Source organism: Bacillus seohaeanensis, from assembly GCF_042684945.1.
GTDB classification, from domain to species: Bacteria; Bacillota; Bacilli; order Bacillales; family Bacillaceae_B; genus Rossellomorea; species Rossellomorea seohaeanensis.
Genome location: NZ_JBHUMF010000030.1, coordinates 230,137 through 253,379 on the forward strand (window position 1 = coordinate 230,137; position 23,243 = coordinate 253,379).

General features: G+C 35.8%; 18 protein-coding genes and 1 other annotated feature. Of the genes, 5 read left to right on the forward strand and 13 right to left on the reverse strand.

Annotation, left to right across the window (positions count from 1 at the left end; genetic code table 11):
- Positions 1-3 precede the first annotated feature (3 nt).
- Positions 4-1,020 carry a signal peptide peptidase SppA gene (sppA, locus tag ACFSUL_RS12650; protein WP_071411051.1) on the reverse strand — a complete coding sequence of 339 codons (1,017 nt, stop codon included), beginning with the start codon at positions 1,018-1,020 and terminating at the stop codon, positions 4-6.
- Positions 1,021-1,226: 206 nt separating this feature from the next.
- Here sppA and ACFSUL_RS12655 point away from each other — a divergent pair, with 206 nt between their 5' ends.
- Positions 1,227-2,027 carry an NAD kinase gene (locus tag ACFSUL_RS12655; RefSeq protein ID WP_377935933.1) on the forward strand — a complete coding sequence of 267 codons (801 nt, stop codon included), beginning with the start codon at positions 1,227-1,229 and terminating at the stop codon, positions 2,025-2,027.
- A gap of 172 nt (positions 2,028-2,199) precedes the next feature.
- Here ACFSUL_RS12655 and rarD read toward each other — a convergent pair whose 3' ends face one another.
- The 6 genes from rarD to ACFSUL_RS12685 all read right to left on the reverse strand — a co-directional run bounded on the left by rarD (position 2,200) and on the right by ACFSUL_RS12685 (position 9,813).
- On the reverse strand, positions 2,200-3,117 hold the full coding sequence (rarD, locus tag ACFSUL_RS12660) for an EamA family transporter RarD (RefSeq protein ID WP_377935935.1): 918 nt from the start codon (positions 3,115-3,117) through the stop codon (positions 2,200-2,202).
- A gap of 252 nt (positions 3,118-3,369) precedes the next feature.
- Positions 3,370-4,965 (reverse strand): amidohydrolase, encoded by a 1,596-nt coding sequence (locus ACFSUL_RS12665; RefSeq protein ID WP_377935937.1) that lies wholly within the window; start codon positions 4,963-4,965, stop codon positions 3,370-3,372.
- A gap of 143 nt (positions 4,966-5,108) precedes the next feature.
- On the reverse strand, positions 5,109-6,692 hold the full coding sequence (gene mbcS, locus ACFSUL_RS12670) for an acyl-CoA synthetase MbcS (RefSeq protein ID WP_377935939.1): 1,584 nt from the start codon (positions 6,690-6,692) through the stop codon (positions 5,109-5,111).
- Between the two features lie 468 nt (positions 6,693-7,160).
- Positions 7,161-7,364, reverse strand: a complete 204-nt coding sequence (locus tag ACFSUL_RS12675) for a small, acid-soluble spore protein, alpha/beta type (RefSeq protein ID WP_071411046.1) — start codon at positions 7,362-7,364, stop codon at positions 7,161-7,163.
- 89 nt (positions 7,365-7,453) lie between these two features.
- Positions 7,454-8,665, reverse strand: a complete 1,212-nt coding sequence (gene thiI, locus ACFSUL_RS12680; RefSeq protein ID WP_377935942.1) for a tRNA uracil 4-sulfurtransferase ThiI — start codon at positions 8,663-8,665, stop codon at positions 7,454-7,456.
- Positions 8,662-9,813, reverse strand: coding sequence for a cysteine desulfurase family protein (locus ACFSUL_RS12685; protein WP_377936140.1), 1,152 nt, complete (start codon positions 9,811-9,813; stop codon positions 8,662-8,664). Before ACFSUL_RS12685 ends, thiI begins: the two co-directional genes overlap by 4 nt.
- 353 nt (positions 9,814-10,166) lie before the next feature.
- Between ACFSUL_RS12685 and brnQ the strand changes: the two genes are divergently transcribed.
- Complete coding sequence (gene brnQ / locus ACFSUL_RS12690) at positions 10,167-11,504, forward strand: branched-chain amino acid transport system II carrier protein (protein ID WP_377935944.1); 1,338 nt, start codon at positions 10,167-10,169, stop codon at positions 11,502-11,504.
- 126 nt (positions 11,505-11,630) lie between these two features.
- Here the strand turns inward: brnQ and ezrA are convergent, their stop codons facing one another.
- Entirely contained in the window at positions 11,631-13,331 is a 1,701-nt protein-coding gene (gene ezrA, locus ACFSUL_RS12695) for a septation ring formation regulator EzrA (RefSeq protein ID WP_377935946.1), read from the reverse strand.
- A gap of 278 nt (positions 13,332-13,609) precedes the next feature.
- On the opposite strand from ezrA, the gene hisJ reads away from it, so the two are divergent.
- A complete protein-coding gene (gene hisJ / locus ACFSUL_RS12700; protein ID WP_377935948.1) occupies positions 13,610-14,407 on the forward strand; it encodes a histidinol-phosphatase HisJ in 798 nt (265 codons plus the stop codon).
- A gap of 285 nt (positions 14,408-14,692) precedes the next feature.
- Here the strand turns inward: hisJ and refZ are convergent, their stop codons facing one another.
- Positions 14,693-15,346, reverse strand: a complete 654-nt coding sequence (gene refZ, locus ACFSUL_RS12705) for a forespore capture DNA-binding protein RefZ (protein ID WP_377935950.1) — start codon at positions 15,344-15,346, stop codon at positions 14,693-14,695.
- A 240-nt stretch (positions 15,347-15,586) separates the two neighbouring features.
- Between refZ and ACFSUL_RS12710 the strand changes: the two genes are divergently transcribed.
- On the forward strand, positions 15,587-16,072 hold the full coding sequence (locus tag ACFSUL_RS12710; protein ID WP_377935952.1) for a GAF domain-containing protein: 486 nt from the start codon (positions 15,587-15,589) through the stop codon (positions 16,070-16,072).
- A gap of 96 nt (positions 16,073-16,168) precedes the next feature.
- Here the strand turns inward: ACFSUL_RS12710 and megL are convergent, their stop codons facing one another.
- The 3 genes from megL to ACFSUL_RS12725 form a co-directional block, all read right to left on the reverse strand.
- Positions 16,169-17,377, reverse strand: coding sequence for a methionine gamma-lyase (gene megL / locus ACFSUL_RS12715; protein ID WP_377935954.1), 1,209 nt, complete (start codon positions 17,375-17,377; stop codon positions 16,169-16,171).
- A gap of 293 nt (positions 17,378-17,670) precedes the next feature.
- Positions 17,671-19,491, reverse strand: a complete 1,821-nt coding sequence (locus ACFSUL_RS12720; RefSeq protein WP_377935956.1) for a sensor domain-containing diguanylate cyclase — start codon at positions 19,489-19,491, stop codon at positions 17,671-17,673.
- Between the two features lie 45 nt (positions 19,492-19,536).
- On the reverse strand, positions 19,537-20,151 hold the full coding sequence (locus ACFSUL_RS12725; protein WP_377935958.1) for a hypothetical protein: 615 nt from the start codon (positions 20,149-20,151) through the stop codon (positions 19,537-19,539).
- Between the two features lie 359 nt (positions 20,152-20,510).
- On the opposite strand from ACFSUL_RS12725, the gene rpsD reads away from it, so the two are divergent.
- Entirely contained in the window at positions 20,511-21,113 is a 603-nt protein-coding gene (rpsD, locus tag ACFSUL_RS12730) for a 30S ribosomal protein S4 (protein ID WP_071411036.1), read from the forward strand.
- Positions 21,114-21,233: 120 nt separating this feature from the next.
- Here rpsD and tyrS read toward each other — a convergent pair whose 3' ends face one another.
- Positions 21,234-22,496 carry a tyrosine--tRNA ligase gene (tyrS, locus tag ACFSUL_RS12735; protein WP_377935961.1) on the reverse strand — a complete coding sequence of 421 codons (1,263 nt, stop codon included), beginning with the start codon at positions 22,494-22,496 and terminating at the stop codon, positions 21,234-21,236.
- A gap of 398 nt (positions 22,497-22,894) precedes the next feature.
- Positions 22,895-23,106, reverse strand: a binding site (T-box leader).
- Between the last annotated feature and the right edge of the window lie 137 nt (positions 23,107-23,243).

Sequence of the window (23,243 nt, forward strand, 5' to 3'; positions counted from 1 at the left end):
CTACTATTCAGAATAGAGATACATCAATCTTGGAGAATTAGGTTGCGAGAAAATCTTCAGTAAAGCAGCTGCTTCCATATCTCCACCACTGATTACTTTTTTAGCTCCCATACTGAGGAAATTAGAAAATGGGTCTCCAGATGAATACTCAATAACTTGTGCATTTTTCAGGTCTTTGTAATCTTTTTTCATTGCCTCAATTGTATCTTCCAAATAACCAAATTCATCTATTAAGTTAACCTCTTTGGCTTGAGTACCATCATACACTCTTCCATCAGCAATTTTTTTAACTTGTGCTTCTGACATATCTCTACCTTTGGCAATTACGTCAACAAATCCTTCATAAGAGTTATCAATCATTGATTGAAGAATCTTTCTTTCCTCTTCTGTCATTTCACGTGTAGGACTCATAATATCTTTGTAAGGACCACTTTTAATGGTAACGAAGTCAACACCATACTTTTCTGCCAGTTCTGCATAATTAATGCTTTGCATAATAACACCTAAAGAACCTGTAAGTGTTTCTTTGCTTGCAAAAATTTTAGTAGCTGGAGCTGATATGTAGTAGCCCCCCGATGCAGCCGTAGCCCCCATAGAAACATATATAGGCTTTTTCGTTTTCTCTTTGATTTCTACAAGTTTTTCATGAATTTGAGCACTTTCTACTACTCCACCTCCAGGTGAATTTACCTTAAGGATAATCCCTTTAACTGTATCATCTTCTTGAACTGCATCTAATTTTTCCATGAATATTTCATGGTTATATCCAGGACTTTCAAAAACAGAACTTACATTTCCTGTATCTTGGATAACTCCTTCTACTTCTAAGACCGCTATTCTACTGGATTCATCTCCTTCTTCCACTACCTCTTCCGTAAAGGCTTTTTCAGTTCCTTCAAACATTCCTTCAAAAGCTTTATTAAAGTCTGTCGTTAAAGCCGCGGAAGCGAAGTTAGCAATGACAGAAATAAAAAACAGTAAAGCTGCTATCCCTAATGCGATCCATCTTTTTGCATTCATTCGAATGTATTCCTCCTTTATATTGTGTAATTCAGCGTAAAAACGAAGAATTATTCGCTTTCTCCACCTAAACTCCATTCCCTCATATATACGACTAGGATAGATTTAAGTTTCATAAATATGGTAAAATATTTAGAAGAGAGTTTCTAGTAAAATATATCAATAACTTAAAAAATATCCAAAAAACTTCTCAGGAGGCCCATCCCATGAGTAACCGACGCAATATTTACTTTTTTACATTGCAAGAAGAAAACATTCAAGCAAACGTAGAAAACCTCTATGAATTAGCTGAACGTTATGATTTCAACATTGTAAAAAACCCGGACCAAGCTAATATTATTGTTAGCGTTGGCGATGATGGTGCTTTCTTGCAAGCTGTCAGAAAAACAGACTTTAGACAAGATGCTCTGTATACCGGCATCTCTACTTCCGGAACACTCAGTATGTACTGCGACTTTGATATTGACGATACGCTCAAGATGGTTGAAGCAATGAAAAAAGAACAAATAGAAGTTCGTAAATACCCAACAATTGAAGTTACCGTCGACAATCAAACTTCCTTTCATTGTTTAAACGAATTTAGTATCCGTTCTGGAATAATTAAAACATTTGTCATCGATGTATTTATTGACAAGCTGCACTTTGAGACATTTAGAGGAGATGGAATGATTATCGCAACCCCTACAGGTAGTACAGCATATAATAAATCAGTAAATGGTTCCGTTGTCGATCCGATGCTTCCTTGCCTGCAAGTCAGTGAATTAGCATCGTTAAATAATAACCAATACCGTACGCTAGGCTCTTCCTTTATTCTAAGTGGAAATCGAAAACTTATTCTCGAAGTAGTTCAGGATGGAAATAACTATCCTTCTATGGGAATGGATAACGAAGCATTAGGTATTCAACACGTTAAGAAAGTTGAAGTTCAACTCTCTGATAAAGTTATAAAAACAGTAAAATTAAAGGACAACTCTTTCTGGGAAAAGGTGAAGAGATCCTTTCTATAATAATATAAGGCTCATTTCGTAGAGATTGTTGTTTTTCGGGTAGAAGTAATGGAGCCTTGACCGTTCCTTTCCGCTGCGGATGCTTTGCGTTTTCCATTCTGCTAAAAGCAACAATCTTTTAGAAAACAGCCTAATATAGGAAAGGACGATCCAAAATATGGATCGTCCTTTCCTATGCACTAAGTTTCTTTTCTCTTCTTTGCCGTCTTGCCATTTGCATCCTCGAAACAGTAAAAATAGACAATGCTGCCCAAATAAAGAGAAAGGATAATAAATGTGTTTCTGAGAAGCTCTCTTTATATACAAAGATTCCGAGAATCAAAGTCAATGTTGGTGCAATATATTGCAAAAATCCAACCATATATAGCGGAATCTGCTGTGCACCTTTTGAAAAATATAACAGTGGAATAGCGGTTGCTGCTCCAGCTCCGATTAGTAAAATATCCGTTTGAAAAGATAGTTGAAATAAAGATTCTTTTTGCTCAGCAGTTAAGTAAAGCATGTAAATTAGAGCAAATGGGGCTACCGTCATTGTTTCTAGCGTCAAACCAATTGCCGAGTCTACTTTAATCATCTTTTTCGCTAAACCGTATAATCCAAAAGATAATGCTAAACCTATCGCTATCCAAGGAAACTGCCCATAGGAGATAGTCAAAATTAATACACCTACTGTTGCTAAGGCAAAAGAAACAATTTGAGCCTTGGACAAACTCTCTTTTAATATAAAAACACCTAGCAAAACACTAACAAGCGGATTTATGTAATAACCTAGACTTGCTTCTACCATTTGGTTGGAATTAACGGCCCAAATATAAATAAACCAATTTGTACTAACAAGTAAAGATGCGACAGCTAGAGCACCAACTTGTTTTTTCTTCATGAGTGAGCTCTTTAAATACGAAACAAAATTTTTCCATCGTTTCGTAACAAATAAAAATAATAGCATAAACCAAAAAGACCAGAAAATCCTGTTAGCTAAAATTTCATCAGCCGAAACATCTCCCAACCACTTCCAATAAATCGGTAATATCCCCCACAAAAAGTAAGAAAATGCGGTATAAAATATCCCTACCTGTTCTTCTGATCTCATATTGTAATCCTCCAAAAATTATTTCTGTTCTCGAAATAATTTTATTATAGCGAGGAATAAGGACGATGACAATTCATAATTTATTTTTTAAGGCTCTTTTCTCATAGATTGTTGTTTTTACTTATACATTCAGCCCGTTGATTTCCGTTAAAAAGCAACAAACTTTACGAAAATAGCCTTTTTAAAAAAGAAACTACAACTAGTGGGAATTATCTTTCATTCCCACTAGTTGTAGTTAAGCTAGTGTTTGACTTATTTTTCATAAACAATCGTATCGTCTACCACTGTCATCTTTACAAGTGGTTCTAACAATTTATCTGGTTCTCCCTTAAAAGGGTCTTCCTCTAGAATAGTAAAATCTGCATCAAATCCTTTTTTTATCAATCCTCTGTCGTGTTCATGATGACAAGCGAAGGCACTGCCTTTTGTAAATAGTGAAATAGCTTCATACATGGATAATCTTTGATCAGGATTGTATACAACTCTTTTCGGATCAAGCGGATTCGTTCTCGTTACAGCCGCATGGATTCCTAGTAACGGATTTATAGGTTCAATCGGGGCATCTGATCCTCCTGCACAATGTATCCCCTCACCCAATAAAGTTTTCCATGCATAATTCCAGTCCATGTTTTCATTACCAATCCGATCTGTTACCCAAGGGAAGTCAGAAGGGACAAAACGAGGTTGAATATCTAAAACAAGTGGTAAATTCTTTATTTTCTCTATTAATTCAGCTCGTAAAATTTGTGCATGAATGAATCTGTCTCGTCTTCCTTCTTCTGTAGGAAACTTCGTAACAGCATGAAGCATTTTTTCAAATGCAAGATCACCAATTGTATGAACTGCAATCGGCATCCCGTAAAGTCTAGCTTTCTCTACAAGCTCAAAAAGCTTTTCATCGGAATGAATTGCCATTCCATTTGTTGTAGAATCATCAGCATAAGGATGACTTAACAGCGCCGTTCTTCCCCCAAGTGCTCCATCAGCAAAAATTTTCATTGCACCAAATTCAACAAAGTCTGTTCCTCCTAGAAAATGATGACCATCTTCTTTCCAATCTTCAATTACCTCATGATGAACAAGTAAATGCGCTCTAAATTTCTTTCCGCTTTCGCCTATTATCTTTTGGAAAGCTTGATAGGTCTTATGGAAATTACCGTAGTAACTTAAATCTTCGGTATGCCCACCTACAAGACCATATTTCCAGCAATCTTCTACAGCTGAAGCTAAGGCTTTTTCTATGTATTCCGAAGAAATCTCAGGCAGAGCCTCTACCATTAAATCTTGGGCTTTATCTTTTAGTAAACCATTTAAACTACCCTCATTGTCCTTTTCAATTAACCCACCTAAAGGATTTGGAGTAGAAGTGTTAATATTGGCATTTTCTAAAGCTAGTGAATTCACTACCATTGCATGTCGGCACACCCTTTTAAGAAGAACAGGGTGATTGGGGGCCACTTGGTCTAATTCCTCTTTCGTCAGAACAACCGGATTTTCCCATAAGTTTTCATTCCAGCCTTCTCCAATAATCCAACTGCCCCTTTCTACCTCACTTACCTTTATCTTTATGGCATCAAGCACTTCTTGTTTGCTCATCATATTAGCAAGATCTAGACGAGTCAATGTTTCACCATGACCAATTAAGTGCATATGGCTGTCAACAAAGCCTGGAAACATTACTGCCCCTTTTAAATCAACTCTTCTTTCAATCGATGAGTTATGATTTCCCTCTAAAAATGTAAGCTCCCCACTATCTACTATTGTTCCCTTCTCTGTAAAAACTGCTTCAACTATAGAACCTTCCTGTTCCATCGTATAAATTGTCCCGTTATACCATAATGTGCCCATCAATAATGCTTCCTTTCTTATAAATAACTTCTGTTTACATACTCACATTCTTTTTGACCAAAACGATGAGGCTGCCCCATAAGTGCCAGGCACTTTCCTTAGGGTCAGCCTCATTCTATTTTTTGCTATTCTACACTATCTCTTTAACTCTTTAAAGTGCTATGTTCTTTTTGTCGTAACTCTATTCGTCTAATTTTTCCTGAAGTTGTCTTAGGAAGTTCCTTTACAAATTCAATTTTTCGTGGATACTTGTATGGCGCCGTTAGCTCTTTCACATGATTCTGCAAATCCTTTATGAGATTAGGCGTATTTTCATCAACATCATCTTTTAGTATGATAAATGCCTTCACAACCAGCCCTCTCACTTCATCTGGACTGCCTACGACGGCACATTCTTTCACAAACTTATGTTTAACTAATGCATCCTCTACCTCAAAAGGACCAATTGTATAGCCGGAGCTGATAATAATATCATCGCCTCGACCTTCAAACCAGAAGTAACCGTCTTCGTCTTTTTTTGCTTTGTCACCTGTTATATAATAATCGCCCCTAAATTGCATGGCTGTTCTTTCTGGATCTTTATAATAGTTTTTAAATAAAGCTGGTGTTTCTACATGTACAGCTATATCCCCTACTTCACCAACTTGACAGACTTCACCATCCTCATTAACTATATCCACTCTATTTCCTGGAGTAGGTTTCCCCATAGAGCCCGGTTTTAGCTCCATCCCCTTCATAATACCAACAAGTAATGTGTTTTCTGTTTGTCCGTATCCGTCTCTTACCTCGATATTAAAATGCTTTTTAAAAGCATCGATAACTTCTCTATTTAATGGTTCTCCTGCTGAGACAGCACTATGTAAATTTTCGAGATTATATTGACCTAAATCATCTACCTTGGCCATCAATCTATATTCTGTCGGTGTACAGCAAAGAACATTTACTTTTTCCTTTTCCAATAATCCAAGGTACTTATTAGGCTCAAAAGTACCGTTATACACTAGTCCCGTAGCACCAGATCCTAACACAGATAAGAAAGGACTCCAAATCCATTTCTGCCAACCAGGAGCAGCTGTTGCCCAAACAGTATCTCCATCTTCAATCGCTAACCATTTTTTTGCGGCCGTTTTTAAATGTGCATATGCCCAACCATGAGTATGGACTACCCCCTTAGGATTGCCAGTTGTCCCAGATGTGTAGGAAAGGAAAGCCATATCCTCTCTTGCTGTTTTGGCAAAAGGAAGTGTTCCGGAGGCACTACTCACTTCCTCTTCTAATGATACCCATCCATCCTGCTTCGGACCAACAACAAATTTTTGTAGAGTAGATACTCCCTCTACACTTTGAAATTGTTCTACAAAAGGAGAGTAAGCAACTACCGCCTTTACATCTCCATGTTCAATTCTATATTGTAGATCCTTTGTACGAAGCATTTCAGAACTCGGAATCACTACGAGACCAGCCTTCAACGCCGCTACATACACTTCATATGCTTGAATTAATCTTGGAACCATAACGAGAACAACGTCTCCTTTTTCAAGCCCACGGTTCAAGAAAACGTTTCCAATTTTATTCGCCTTTTCAATTAATTTACTATAGGTAATAGTTTCTTTTTGTCCTTCTTCATTTTCCCATTTGAGGGCTACTCGTTCTGCGTCACTAGCAAACTTCTCCATTTCCTCTACCAAGTTATACGTTTCTGGCGCAATTAATTCTTCTCGTTTCATCGTACTCCCCCTTGTTAAATACAAGCGGATAGAGGCTCGAGCTCACTTTTTAAAACAGTTTAGGTCAAAAACGACCTGTTTTGTTTTTGAAAAGATACTTGTGTTACCCTTAGAAGCCGCTTCCACTTTTCATTTTGTCACCTATCAGCATTATTACTAAAAACTCTAGTAAAGACCTACCAATTTTCATGACATATTTATTATACTAGATTATTCTGACTTTTTAAATTATTCTTTAAGATTATTTTAAAATGACCGACAAAACGTAAAGGGGAATAAGCAGTTAAGATAAGGAAATATTTACTTCTTACTCCTCATTTATATGTGTTTAAAAGGGACTGATGCTGAAGCTAGGCATGGACAATTTAGGTGGAAAAATTATCGATAAGCAAATATACTATCGGTTCCATACGTAAAAAGGAGCGAGATTAACTCGCTCCTTGTAGCCATTTTTATTTAGTTTGCTAATTAGAAGCTTCCGCCGCCTAATTGTTGTTCAGCCATTTGAACTAAACGTTTCGTAATTTCACCACCAACAGAACCGTTAGCACGTGATGTTGCATCAGCACCAAGTTGAACACCGAATTCTGAAGCGATTTCGAATTTCATTTGGTCGATTGCTTGTTGAGCTCCAGGAGCTACTAATTGGTTAGAGTTATTGTTTTGTGCCATGTGTTTTCACCTCCTTGTGAGTATAGATTGTGCGAAAACACATGACTTCATACTTAAATAATCAATGGTAATTTATGCTAAAAAAATCATTATAATAAGTCATCAAACTCGTCATTAGAAGCTACCGTGGAAGCAACATTAAGCACTATTGTTTCTGTTTCATCAACAGCTTGTTCAATTAAAGTTTGAAAGTCAACAAAGCTCTCATAATACTGAACCTTTTCTTTCTTTGGCCTCGTTTTGGGTGCAGGAGGTGTAAAAATAGTACAGCAATCTTCATATGGCAAAATGGATATTTCATGCGTATTAATCTTTTGAGAAATATCAATAATTTCTAACTTATCCATAGAAATAAGCGGTCTTAATATCGGAGTATTGGTTACATCATTAATTGCGAGCATGCTTTCTAATGTTTGGCTTGCTACTTGTCCCAAACTTTCTCCAGTAACAATTGCTAATCCTTCATTTTTACTTCGGATTATATCTGAAATACGCAACATCATTCTCCTAGTAGATGTCATCGTATAGTTTTCAGGAACCTGATCATGTATCGTTTGCTGGATTTTTGTGAACGGTACGATATGCAATTTTACTTTCCCACTGTATTTCGTTAGTGTTTGAGCAAGATCGATAACTTTTTGTTTTGCCCTATCGCTTGTAAATGGAGGGCTATGAAAGTGAACAGCCTCTATCTCTACTCCGCGTTTCATTGTCAAATAGCCTGCCACAGGACTATCGATACCACCTGATAGCATCAACATTGCTTTTCCGCTTGTTCCGGCTGGCATACCTTTCGCCCCTTCGAAATTTTCACACGAAAGGTAAACACCTTCTTTTCTTATCTCGATATTAACATTGATATCTGGATTTTTTACATCTACCTTTAACCCTTCTATATTCCTTAATACATAAGAACCTACTTGGTAATTTATATCATTTGTTTGATGCGGAAAGGTTTTGTCCGCTCTTCTTGTTGAGATTTTGAATGTTTTACCTTCTTCATACAATTTATTAACTAAATTATATGCAGCCATACATATGTTTTCGATATTTTTTTCTACTTTTACAACTGGACTATACGATTGAATACCAAATATAGACTGCAATCGAGAAAGAACTTCCTGCCCGTCTTCTTCACCAAGAAGTATATGTAATCGATCGCGGCTCGCATTAATAGAAATAGTTGGCATATCTCTTAGTGCAGCTAAAATATTTTCTCGCAACTTGCTTGTAAACATTTTTCTGTTTCTACCTTTTGTTGATATTTCACCATACCTAACTAGAATTCGATTATATTTCATTTTGATCTCCTCATTGTTTTCATTAATGAATTTATTTCTGTATTAAATACTTGTAGGAATTGTTTTGCCTCTTCTAATGTATTTTCAAACGATAAGCTTATCCTTAAGGAGCTCTCAGCTATTTCTAAAGGTACTCCCATAGATAATAAGGTCCTACTTGGTTTACTTTGTTTGGATGAGCAAGCACTAGTTGTCGAAACAAATATTTCATGTTTATCCAAAGCATGGACAAGGACTTCTGCTTTAAAATGTTTTACGGAAAAATTAATAATATGAGGTGCCTGGTCTGCTTTAGGAGTATGTATTATAACCTCATCAAGCTTTTCCAGTTCGTCCCTTAAATATCGCTGAATGTCGAACATTTTTTTTATATCATTTTCTGTTTTAGAAAAATGAAGACGAAGTGCTTTTGCAAAGGATGCAATTCCACCAACATTTTCAGTTCCGCTTCTAATATTAGCTTCTTGTTCTCCGCCAGTTAAAATTGGCGATAAATTGATCCCATCACGCTTATACAACAAGCCAGTTCCCTTTAACCCATGAACTTTATGTGCAGATATAGTGCATAGATCAATACGTGAATGCTTCATTTCCAAAGGTACTTTTCCACAACCTTGAACATGATCGACATGAAAAATTACTTTTGGATATCTCTGTAGTATTTCACTTATCTTCATTATTGGTTGAATGGTTCCTACTTCATTATTCACATGCATAATCGAAATTAAAATAGTATCCTCACGAATTTCTTTTTCAACCATTGCAGGATCTACTTTTCCACTTTCATCGACATCTAAATATGTTACAGAGTACCCAAACTCTTCTAATTGTTTAAAAGCATTTAACACGGATGGATGTTCTATCTTTAAAGTAATAAGATGCTTTCCTCTATTTCTATACCGAAGTGCCGCACCTTTAATCGCTAAATTATTTGACTCCGTACCACCGGAAGTAAAGATAATTTCCTTCCCTTGTACATGCAGTAAGCTAGCTACTTGTTCTCTAGCTTGCTGCATTAACTTCTCCACCCTTCCCCCAAAGCTATGTATAGACGAAGGATTAGCAAATAGTTGTTCGTTTACTTTCGTAAAAGTATGTAAAACTTCCTTATATGGTTTAGTAGTAGCACTATTATCAAAATAAATCATCTTCCACACTCATTTCCTCTATATCAAAGTATTATGTTATCACAATTTATATCTTGATAAAAAGAAACTATATATTTCCGGTGTTTTTTCATACAAAAATTATTTTAGAACGAACATTACTAACTTGCTACATCTCTACAAAGTTATCTTGCAATAATACCAATTTTAGTAAAATTTATCATTTCAATTGCTAGATAACAGAATTTTTGCGAAAATTAGAGGGAAATACTCTTTGTTTTGCACAACTTTAAAATACTGAATATTTCTACTTTTTAATTTTTCGACAAATTTCACAAAACATATGGTAGTATTTATTTGCTCAAGTGATAATGATTATTTTAGGAGAGATGAATATGGATAGGAAAGCGCTATCATTTAATAGTGTTCTTACAATTGGTTTGATGCTTTTCGCTCTTTTTTTAGGAGCTGGAAATATGATTTTCCCACCGTTTCTTGGTCAACAAGCTGGTGAACATGTTTGGACTGGAATTATTGGTTTCTTAATTACTGGAGTAGGTCTTCCTTTATTAGCTGTTATTGCTATTGCAAAAACTGGAGGTGATCTACAAACACTAGCAAACAGGGTTCATCCTGTTTTCGGAATTATTTTTACTGTTATTATGTATCTTGCAATCGGTCCTTTCTTTGGGATTCCTAGAACCGGAACAGTCGCTTATGAAATAGGTGTTATACCATTTTTACCAGAAGGTACAGCAAAATATGGTTTGTCATTATTCTTTTATACTATAGTTTTCTTTGGCATTACCACTTGGTTAGCAATGAATCCAACAAAACTAGTAGACAGAATAGGAAAGGTGCTCACTCCTTCCTTACTCATCATAATGGCAATTTTGGTTGTTAAAAGTATTCTTACTCCGATGGGCACACCGGGAGCTCCTCAAGGTGAATATTTGGATGGAGCCCTATTTAAAGGCTTTATTGAGGGATACCTAACAATGGATACTATTGCTGCTCTAGTTTTTGGTATTGTAATTATTTCTGCGATAAAAGATCGTGGGGTAAAAGATAAAGCCACGTTAACAAAAGTATGTACGATAGCAGGATTTATCGCTGCAGCTGGATTAGCACTTGTTTATTTATCACTCGCATATATCGGGGCTTCAAGTGCAGACGCGATTGGAACACAAGCTAACGGAGGAGCAATACTTTCTGGTTCAGCAGAGTATTTATTCGGCTCTCTCGGGGCAATTATTTTAGCACTCGCCATTACCTTTGCTTGCATCACTACATCTGTCGGTTTAGTATCTGCTTGCGCGCAATATTTTTCTAAAATTCTACCAATTTCGTACAAAATATTAGTCATTATCTTATCTATTTTTAGTATGGTGGTTGCAAATTTTGGATTAACTCAGTTAATTGCTGTTTCATTGCCTGTGTTAATCGTTATTTATCCTGTTGCAATTGTACTTATCCTATTATCCTTTATGCATAACTGGTACAACGGCTATTCTTATGTATATGTAGGAGCGCTAATCCCGACTGGTCTAATTAGTTTTGTCGACGGATTAAAGACTGCTGGAGTGGACGTCACAAGTTTAACAGACTTCCTAAGCTTTCTACCTTTCTTTGCTCAAGGAATAGGATGGATTGTTCCAGCCCTTGTCGGGGCAATTATTGGTTATCTCGTCGCTGCATTACAAGGAAAAACAAAACAAGTCAGTGAAGCATAATTATGAAAATAAAAAAGACAAGTTGTAAAGATGATTAGCATCTTTACAACTTGTCTTTTTTTGTTAAATCCTCTAAAAGCAAAAACGAATTGGGCAGTGGGCAGTCTCAACAAACAAAGGTCGATATTATCGATTACTTATTTCTTCGTTAACCAATTTTTCAACCTTTTCCATTGCACCAGGTTCAACGGACTCTACTGCAGTAGCTGCATGTTCTAGCGCTGTACGATATTCGAAGCTTCTGAATGCATTTTCAGCAATTTGTAAATTTTCTGCAACAGATGCATAGCTGCTTCTATATCTGTTTCCATATTGAATGACCTTTTCTGAAAGCATTGCATTCTCAACTAGTTCATTTGTTTTGTCATGAAAATGTTGTACGGTGTCTATTGCTTGCTGAAGGGATTCTTGCACAAACCCCATATTTAAAGGCTTCTCATTTAAACTGACATTTACCTGTTCAATTTTTCGTTGCGCTTCTTCTAATATGTCCATGTAACCGACAGGCAGTCCCGGAATATTACTCTTAGAAACAATTCTACCTGCTTCTGAAATCTGCTTCTTTAAATCGACTAGCTTTTCTCTCGCGGATAACTCATCTTTCCTTAAAGTTTGAAGATGTAATTCAAACTCCTTCTGTTGTTCGTCTAACTCATTTAACGTATCTCTCATTTCTTTTAGCTCATCATTTAAAAAAGAGAATGCTGTTTGGTTATCACTAAATTTCGTTTCAAACATAGCATAACGTTTCAAAAGCTTATCTATTTTCTTTTCTAATTCTTTCGGAAGATACATTTCTTTTTCTTCTAAATGATACCCTTGTTGAACATAGTTCATTTCATATTGGAGATTTTCGTTATCTTCTTTTAATTGCAACAGTGCAGATTCTGCACCGCTTTTATACTGTACAACAAAGTGCTTGGAATGCACTTCTTTTTCAAGTAAGTCGTACATTACCTCTATTCTTTCTTTTATCTCTTTCGTACCCTCTTCAACAATTTCAATTTCCACTGATTGTAGTTTTTCACTTATTTCTTCTAAGTATCTTTTGAGAGCATCTATTTCATTATCAATATCAATATGCTCTAACATATATCCTTGATCTTCCATCTCTTTAAATCCTGCTACTAACTCATTTATCTGTGCGGGAATCACTGTTTGACATTCCGATAGAAGAGGAGGAATTACTTCCATCCTATACATAATCGTATTCATTTCATCAGAGAGACTGATGACCATTTCCCTTGCATCTAAATAATTACCTTGCCCCGTCAACTCATCAATTTGCTCTACATTAGAAGAAAGTTCGTCAAGCTTCGTTTCAATCTCCTTAGCTGTTTTTCCGTACGTATGACGATAAGCAAGCAATTTCTTTTTACTTTCTCTGTAATTTTCTTTTAGAGATTCAATTTCAAGTCGATTTTTTTCTTCACTCCCGACTAATACATTTAATTCCGTCAATATATTTTCTATTTTTTCTTCCGTGCCTGTTAACACATTTTCGATTTTCATTTGTACTTCTTTTGCCTTATTCAAGCGAAACTTGTCTGTATTCTCTTCAGCATCGAACAAAAGCTCCTCTACTTGCGGAAGATCTCCTGCGACAATTTCATCCCATGCTTGTCTCCAACGTTCAAATAATTCTTCTGTTTGTCCTGTCATGTTAAGCTGTTTCACTTTAGAAAGTTCATCCGAAACGGGTTTATTCATAATCTCAATTTTCCATGCCTCGAGACGGTCTATTTCTGTATAATATCTTTTTCTATAAAAGAATCCAAATAGGAATATAATAATTACCAGTATAATTCCAGCGATGACGTACTGCATCATAAGCCCCCTGTTCAACTATTTCTATAAACGTTCACTATTCTATGTAAATGTGTATTAAATGACTACGCATTGTTATAATGATACCATGTAAACGACAATTTTTGACTATTAATTTCTAAATTTTCATTGTTCCAATAGAATTGGTGAAAATTTTTTAGTTTATCCCACATTAACAGGCAGGAAGACTCTTACTAACTGAAGCTTCACTTTATAGTCAAATTGTTTACTATTTTACTATTATATCGCTGGATATATGGAAAGGGAAATGATGAAAAATGAAAAAAATTGACGGTCATATACATACACCTTTTTGCCCACACGGAACTACTGATTCTTTTGAATCGTATGTTGAAAGAGCTATTTCGCTCGGATATGAACAAATTACTTTCACAGAGCATGCTCCCTTGCCAAATGGTTTTATAGATTCCACCCCTACAAAGGACAGTGGGATGAATCTTTCCGCTCTCGAAGATTACTTCTATAAACTAACAATATTGAAAGACAAATATAAAGAAAACATTTCTATTCTTTCAGGATTAGAAATTGACTATATTGAAGGATTTGAAGAGGAAACAAAAAAATTTTTAAATGAATATGGTCCTTTTATAGAAGATAGTATTTTATCAGTACATTTCCTTCATCACCAAGGCAATTGGGATTGCTTAGACTACAGTTCAGAGGTATTTGCCGAGATGGCCCAGAAATTTGGATCTGTCGATAAGCTATATGAACAATATTTTAGAACCGTACTAAAGTCTGTAACCACTGATCTAGGACCATATAAACCTAAAAGAATCGGGCATATTACATTAGTAAGAAAATTCCAAAATCTTTACCCTGCCAAAAAAACATTTCTTTCAGAAATAAACGAAATACTACTAGCAATGAAAAATAACCAATACGAACTCGATTACAACGGAGCAGGAATATACAAAAAATATTGCGGGCAGCCCTATCCTACAACCGAAATCGTTCAAAAAGCACTAGAATATGGAATTAAAATTGTCTATGGTTCCGATGCCCACCAATCACGTGACATAAACCAAGGCAGACAGGAAATGAAATTCCTTTAATCAGAAAGGTGGAAGCGGCTTGGGCAGCTCGAACTGGACAACAAGAAAAGTGGAAACGGCTCAATCAGCCCCGACGAGCATACCGGAAAGGTGTTTTATTACCTTTTTGGAATGCTTGACTTATGACCTCGAGGGGCTAGCCGCTCGAACTAGACAATCCGAAAAGTTCTAGCGGCTTGGATAGCTCGCTAGAACTGAACAATGAAAAGTAGAAACAGTCAAACAAAAAAGGGCAGAAAGTGTAATCAGCTTCATGCCCTTTTTCATTCGATATTTAAATGGAATTTACAACACAATAAGCTTACCATTACTCACCACTTCTTCATTCACTAATAACATATCAATCCAATTTTCTATCTGTCGATAATACTGCTCGATAAAATAATTCTCATGTGGAAATACATGCCATACTTCCCTCAATTGCTGACTATTTAAAAACGGCATCGTTAACATTGATTTTAATTGTATAATGGAGAAACTAATTGGCTGCTTTTTCAGCGTTTGTTCACTCATCCCAGCTTCTAATAGCATCTTCATATAGTATTTTTCTTTCATCAAATAGGATGAAATTATTTCTCTAATAACCTGAGAGTCAATAGAAACCTCCCTCCACACAAACCTCGCCATAAGATAATTCTCACTTTGAAAGTGTAAAATATTAAATACAGATCTTTTTAAGCAATCTGCTGCAGAATCGTGCTCTAACTTGTGAACTTCTGCTTCAAGAAAACTCAAATATTCTTCAAAAAAACGATTAAAGCATGTTTCTAGCAAACCTTGTTTACCTTTGAAATAATAAGAAATATTGGAAGGATTCACCTTGGCCTTATTTGCAATGTCACGAACGGAAGTACCATCGAAGCCATGATCATAAAATAGTGAAATAGCGGATTGTAAGATATTACTCTTTGTTGGGCTAGATAGCTTTATATCTCTCATAATCTCTCCCTCTTTTCATTAAATAATTGAATGATTTTAAAAATTGTGCTAAAAATGGTTCAATGGAAAAAAATTAAGATAGTTATTCTTGTTTCATAAAAGCCTCTGCTACTCAAAAGAATTCGTCTTATCTAGTCGATATCCTTCTTGTATTTATCGACAACTTTTCTGTTAATTACGTTATTCAAAACGAAAAAGACCTAGAATACATCTAATTTTGTTGAAATGGGGGAGTTACTGGTGTTTAAAGTAGAAAAATATGAAGGCTCAAAAGAGAATGGTTACTCATTAGTGAGAAAGCAACTGAAAGCATTGATTGAAGGCGAAGAAAATGTTGTTGCAAACTTAAGTAACGCATCTGCATTACTTAATCAGTTTTTAGATAATATAAATTGGGTCGGCTTCTATTTATATGAAGAGAAATCCAACCAATTAGTTTTAGGACCTTTTCAGGGCCTTCCAGCTTGTATACGGATTCCGTTAGGTCGTGGCGTTTGTGGAACAGCAGCGGAAAAAAGAGAGACGTTACTCGTAGAAGACGTTTCTAAATTTCCTGGTCACATTGCTTGTGATGCAGCGTCACAATCTGAAATAGTTGTACCTATTGTGAAGAATGATACTCTAATTGGTGTTTTAGATATCGACAGTCCAGAAACATTCCGATTCGATAAACAAGACAAAGAAAAATTAGAAGAGTTTGTCCAAGAACTAGTAAAACATATCTAAGTGTGCAGCCTTGAGACAAAACAAAAGCCAACAAAGAACGGAATGCTAATACCCCGTTTTTCGTTGGCTCCTCTTTCATTTTAACCTCTATAACTTTTAAACATTTTCAGTGGCTGTGCCTACCGAGATTTTACTAAGAGCTTGGTTTAAATCACTCCATATATCATCAACAGATTCCAAGCCAACAGACAATCTAAGTAAAGTCTCCTCTATCCCCATCTTTTTTCTGAATTCTGCTGGAACAACAGCATGAGTCATTGTCGCTGGATGTTGTATTAATGTCTCTGCATCTCCCAAGCTAACAGCTATTTTTATCAAATTTAATTCATCCATTACCTTTTGGGAATCTTCTTTCGTTCCTTTTATTGTAAACGAGATCATGCCTCCAGGTTTTTTCATTTGTTTTTTCATAATCCAATATTGCGGATGATTACTGTGCCCCGGGTAAATAACTTTTTCTACAGACGGATGGTTCTTTAATAATTCAGCTATCTTTTCTGCACTTTCGCAATGTCTATCCATTCTAACCGGCAATGTTTTGAGACCTCTAAGCAGTAGCCAAGCATCAAAAGGCGAAATGATACCCCCGATATCTTTCTGTGTTGTCATTTTAATTGTTGCTATTACATCCTCTTTGCCGACAATTATCCCTGCAATCACATCACCATGTCCTCCAATATATTTAGTTGCACTGTGAATGACGATGTCGCAACCAAGTTCTAGTGGTCTTTGAAGATATGGAGAACAAAATGTATTATCGACGACAACAGGTATCCCTTTTTTCTTTGCTACGCTCACTACCATTTCCAAATCAATAAGCTGCATCGTAGGATTTATAGGTGTTTCTACATAAATACACCTTGTATGCGGTTCAATTTTATTTAGCAGCTCCTCTTCTGAATCCATCGCAGAGAAACTATGATCAATATTATACTTCTCATTCATTAATTGAAGTAAGCCAAATGTGCACCCATACACTCCTTGAGAGCACAAAATATGGTCATTGGCTTTCGTCAACGAAAATAGAACAGCGGAAACAGCTGCCATTCCGGAACCAAATGCCAATGCTGCTTCTCCACCTTCAAGCGAGACCATTCTCTTTTCCAGCATCGCTACAGTTGGATTACCAAGACGTGAATAAATGAAACCTTCTTCCTCACCTGCAAATCTATTTTCCCCTTGTTTAGCATTCTCAAAAGTAAAAGTAGAAGTTTGATATAAAGGCGGTGCTAAGCTGTCGTGATGATAGGAAGAATCGTATCCCTCATGTATAACCCTTGTCTCAAATCCCTTTTCCTTATTCATTGTTTATTCCTCCCGAAATTCCCCAAATTATTAATACTTCCTATTTTAGGATATGATATATCATCAACAAAAGAAAGCGTTTTCAATAAATTGATTAGAAAAAGGGACAAACCTTAGGTAAAATGCCGATAATTTTCTAACTAGTATATAGTACGAAAATAACGTAAACCGGTACAATATACTGTGAAATAGTAAGCATTTATTGGCCCATCCCTTTTAAATTTCAGTTTTGAACTATTCCCCCCTCACTAATAAAAGAGGCAATTTTTTAGTACTCTAAAAAACAAAGAAGCTTAATTCCCCATGACAACTTGGTTTTTCCCATTATTTTTGGCAAAGTATAACGCCTGATCCGCTCTTCTGACTAGTTCTTTAATAGTTTCTCTATTATCCCCAGCTAATTTCCAGCTGGTTACACCACATGAAAGTGTAACTTTAGGATTACTATTATCGGGAGCAGTTTCTACAACACGTTCCGCAATTTGCTTTCCTGTTTCAATTGATTTGTTAGGAAAGTACACTGCCAACTCTTCTCCGCCCCATCTTGCCACCGATCCCTTATCACCAACAGCGTTCTTTATGTGATTGGAAACCTGAATAATCACTTCATCCCCTACCTGATGTCCATAAGAATCGTTGATTGATTTGAAATCATCAATGTCTATCAATAAAAATACACCACATCGATCTTCAGATAAGGAACTTTCCATTTTTTCATCTAAATAATGACGAGCGTAAAGATTCGTCATTTGGTCAGTTATAACTAGCTTTTCTAACTTTTCCCTCAACATCGCATTTGTAATAGCTAAAGTTGAATGATGGATAAAGGACTGCAGCAATTTATACATATCAAATGAAAAAGAGTATGGTAATTCGTGTAGAACAATACAAAAACCTTTTAAGGTGTCACCCTGTATCATTGGAACAGCCATCAATGACCGGTAAGAACCATTACATAGCTTATCCATCATATCGCCAATAAATATAGAATCTTTCTCTTTTTGGATTCTATTTCTCACAAATGAAATATATTTTTCTCCTTCACTTGTAAAAAAGAAGGGGGAGCTGGTGCTTAAAATTTCAAATTCATCCTTCTCCAGAAAGGTAAATCCTACGACAGATGCACGAAAAGAGTGCTTTATTTGTTTTTTTAATAAAGAAAGTGTTTCGGACATTTTAGAATTCATATTAAGTTGATGAGATGTTTCATTTATAAGCTGCAAATCCGTTATTAACCGTCGTGACTGCTCATACAATTTTGCATTCTCCAAAGCACTTCCAGCAGTATAAGCAAGTAACCGTATGAATTCCACTTGCTGACTAGAAAAATTAGGTCCACCCTGAGAATCTACTTCTAAAACACCATACACTCCTTGTTTTCCTCTCAAAGGAGCATATAGTACAGAGCCTTCATCTACCTCCATGCTTCCATTAACAAACGCCTTCATCGCTTTTGGAACTGCTTGATTAAAATCAAAATTTCCAATTGGAAGATTAGCATAATCATCATAGTCATTTGACAACAATAAGTGAAAAACATATTTAGGGAATACCCTTTCAAGTGTAACGATTATGTGACTCAACAATTTTTGCACTTCTCTTGTTGAATGAAACATTTCTGTTACATTAAACAACTCTCTATACCTGTGTTCATCATCCTTAATTGTCTTCATCTGCATGAAAAACTGGAGGAATCTACAACTTTCCTCCCAGAAGTCTTGCAAAACGTCTTCCCTTAATAATAGATCCTCTTTAAATTTCAGCCACAATATCCCTTGCGGCGACTTTTCTTTCGTTTTAAAGAGAAATCCATAATCAAAAAAAGGATGAATTTTACTAGAAGAGGTAGTGAAGTCTATCAGCATAGAATCACTAAACAAATTTTCAGCCTTCTCGTACGTGATTTCTTTGGGTAAATCAGTGTAAGAACTATCCTCCATAAGTCTAAAATAGTAATTATCGTTATAATAATAGTAAACGTCTTCTACATCTAAAAAACTTTTCACTACTCTTAACCATGAAAGGACCTTGTTATTTTTGCATTCATTACCATGTATCAAATCAAACAGGCTAGCTTTATATTTGATTATTTCTTTTTGCTTTGCTATCTTCATATGTCCCACCCACACCTAAAAGGTTTGTGAAAATTATTCAAATTTTCACGAACCTTTAGCAATTTGTAATTCATCTTCAAAAACTATCAGCCACAAAGAAGGTGAAATTAAATGAACATCCGCTGGTTTATCACCTTTTGTTAACGGAATCTCGACACCCTTTTCAGAAATAACCTTAATTGACTGAGAAGACGACTTATAAGTAAAATCCACCGAACTACTGGACATCTTTATAGGTATTTCTTTACTTCGTCTTGACTCCTCCAACGAATCAGAAAATAAAATCCATTCATTATTATTAACTGTTTGAACCCAAACGCCTGTCTCGTTTTCATTTAGAAATATCTTTTGTACTTTATCATTTAAAGAAATACTTTTTTGCACGTTAAAAAAATAATCATTAGTTTTCTCAATTTCATATAAAATAAGAAGTTGTTTCTTATCTACTATTTTTGAAACAACAACAAGTGGATTAGTGCTAGCATTTGCTTTTTCTAATACTTGAACTTGAATCATAGGAACCTTTGCGATATCATTTTCCTTTTTTTCTGATGAAAAAGGCCAAATAAATCCTATTGCTATTAAAAAACAAGCACCAACAATTAAAGCTAGTCTTATTTTCCTTTCACGTCTTGATTCTTTCAAATTATAATCACTCATTTTATCCCGTATTAACGAACAGTATTACCCTGTTAATCAAAATTTGATTTAATTATTTTCTTTTATAAAATTATACCATATCAAGGTACAAAAGTACTATAAACTACTATAGCCTTTGAAGAAGCCACAACCAAATATCCTTGACTTATACGTCCCAGCGTCATATAATACTATTTGTGTAAAATAATGCAGCCTTTGTGAAGTCTTTTATGTCTGTATTTTGTTCCTCCATATGAGGTGTATCTTGTAACTCTCTGCTGCTAGGGCGAAGGTACATGAAAACAAAATACGCATGATTGTTATTCACACCTGGTTTTTATTTTACAACAAAATAAAAACAATAAAGGAGGAGTCATATTATGGCTCGTTATACTGGTCCAAGTTGGAAACTATCCCGTCGTTTAGGAATCTCTCTAAGCGGTACAGGTAAAGAATTAGAAAAGCGTCCTTACGCTCCAGGTCCTCATGGTCCTAACCAACGTAAAAAACTTTCTGAGTACGGTTTACAACTTCAAGAAAAACAAAAACTTCGTCATATGTACGGAGTAACTGAACGTCAATTCCGTAACTTATTTGACCAAGCTGGTAAAATGCAAGGTAAACAAGGTGAAAACTTCATGGCACTTCTTGAGTGTCGTTTAGATAACGTTGTATACCGTTTAGGTCTTGCACGTACTCGTCGTCAAGCTCGTCAATTAGTTAACCACGGTCACGTAACGGTTAATGGATCTCGCGTAGATATCCCATCTTTCCGTGTAAAACCTGGTCAAACAATTGGTTTACGTGAAAAATCTCGTAACCTTGACATTGTTAAGGAAGCAATCGAAGTAAACAGCTTCGTTCCTGAATTCTTAACTTTCGATGCAGAAAAATTAGAAGGTTCTTTCACTCGTGTACCAGAACGTTCTGAACTTCCAGCAGAAATTAACGAATCTCTTATCGTTGAGTTCTACTCTCGTTAATCGTTATATTCAAAAACTCTGTCCAGTACTGGACAGAGTTTTTTTATTATATTCTCTTATACTTCATTATCCACATCAAAAATGCCCCGCTACTAAAAGCAAGGCATTTCTTTTGTTCTCTTATACATATTGGATCATGAAGTATTTCTTTTTACCTCGACGGATTATTGTAAATTCTCCTTCAATCCTATCATTTTCATTTATTATATGTTGAAGATCTGTTATTCTTTCACCGTTAATATAAATTGCACCGTTCCCAACGTCCTCACGCGCTTGACGTTTTGATGAAGATATCTTAGCCCCAACAAGTAGATCTATTAAGCCTATTTCTTCATTTTTGGATTGCTGGAAAGTCGGTACATCTTTGAATCCCTCTTTTACCTCTTCTGCAGACAAGGACTTAATGTCACCGCTGAATAATGCCTCTGTAATACGGATAGCTTGTTGTAATGCTTCCTCTCCATGTATTAGCTTTGTCATTTCTTCAGCAAGCGTTTTTTGTGCTTTGCGAAGATGCGGCTCTGTTTCAACTGCTTTAGCTAAGTCCTCTATTTCTTCATGACTTAAAAATGTAAAATATTTTAGGTATTTAACAACATCTGCATCCGCTGCATTTATCCAAAACTGGTAAAACTCATATGGAGATGTTTTTTCCGGATCTAACCAAATTGCACCGCTTTCTGTTTTTCCAAATTTTGTTCCATCCGCTTTTGTTACAAGTGGTATTGTAAATCCGAATGCTTTTGTTTCTTCTTCGTGTGTTCTTCTTATTAATTCAAGGCCTGTCGTAATATTTCCCCACTGATCACTTCCACCAACCTGCAGTTTACAATTATAATTATCATAGAGGTGATTAAAGTCCATCGCCTGCAGGATTGTGTAAGTAAATTCCGTAAACGAAATACCTGATTCTAAACGAGAAGAAATCGTGTCTTTTGCTAACATATAGTTAACTCCAACATGTTTACCAAAGTCACGTAAAAAGGTTACAACATCCATTGAGCCTATCCAGTCATAGTTATTAACCATGATAGCCCCATTTTCCCCTTCAAAATCAAAGATACTTTCTAATTGAGTTTTAATACTTGCTGCATTATGTTGAATAGCTTCGACAGTTTGCAGTTTGCGTTCTTCATTTTTTCCGCTTGGATCTCCAATAAGACCGGTTGCACCACCTACAAGAACTAGTGGACGATGACCATGATTTTGAAACCTTCGCAATGTTAAAAATGGTAGTAAATGCCCGATATGCATACTATCAGCAGTAGGATCTATTCCACAATAAATAGAAATACTTTCTTTCTCTAGTACACTCTTCAATCCCTCTTCGTCAGTTTGCTGATATGTTATGCCACGCCATGCTAAATCTTTTAATAATTCCATTAGTAATCCTCCTTTAATTTTAAAAAAAGTCTTTCTTCTCATAGATTGTTGTTTTTACTTACACATTAAGCCCGTTGATTTCCGCTACGAGCACAAGATCCTCGGGGAGGAATGAGAGCCTCCTAAAAAAGCGGAAGCGGCTTGCCTAGCTCGTGAAGAAAATAGGAAAATTTCCTAAAGGCGCTTTTTGCCTTTTGGGAATTTTATCTTTTTCACAGCGAGCTAGCCGCTGGAGCTAGACATCAGCTTCGCCTGCAGGGTCTCTCCCTTCCCTCTTTTCCCGCAGGAGTCAAGTGCCCGCAGCGAGAATCTACTCAGTAGATTAAACTTAGCTTTCCTTTAAAAAGCAACAAACTTTACGAAAGCAGCCAAAAAAATAAAAAAACGCCCCTGCATAAAGCAGGGACGCTGTCGCGCGGTACCACCCAAATTAAGGAAAAAAAGTCCTTCACTCATAAATAATAACGGTTTTTACCGTTTGCTGCTACTTAAAATGTTCACAGCAAAAGCTCCAGGATGTAATTCATCTCCTTTTTGTGTCAGTTCCCACCATCCACTGACTCTCTGTATACAGGGAAAGAAGACTACTTTTTCCTTTCGTAGCACTAGCTATTTCATTATCTTTACTAACTATAGATAAGAATGTTATGTAGATTATTTTCTTATATAAAGTTTTTACCATAGTCTAAAATAATAGTCAATAACTGCTTAATTACTACCAAAACTTTTCATTCGACTTTTACCGAC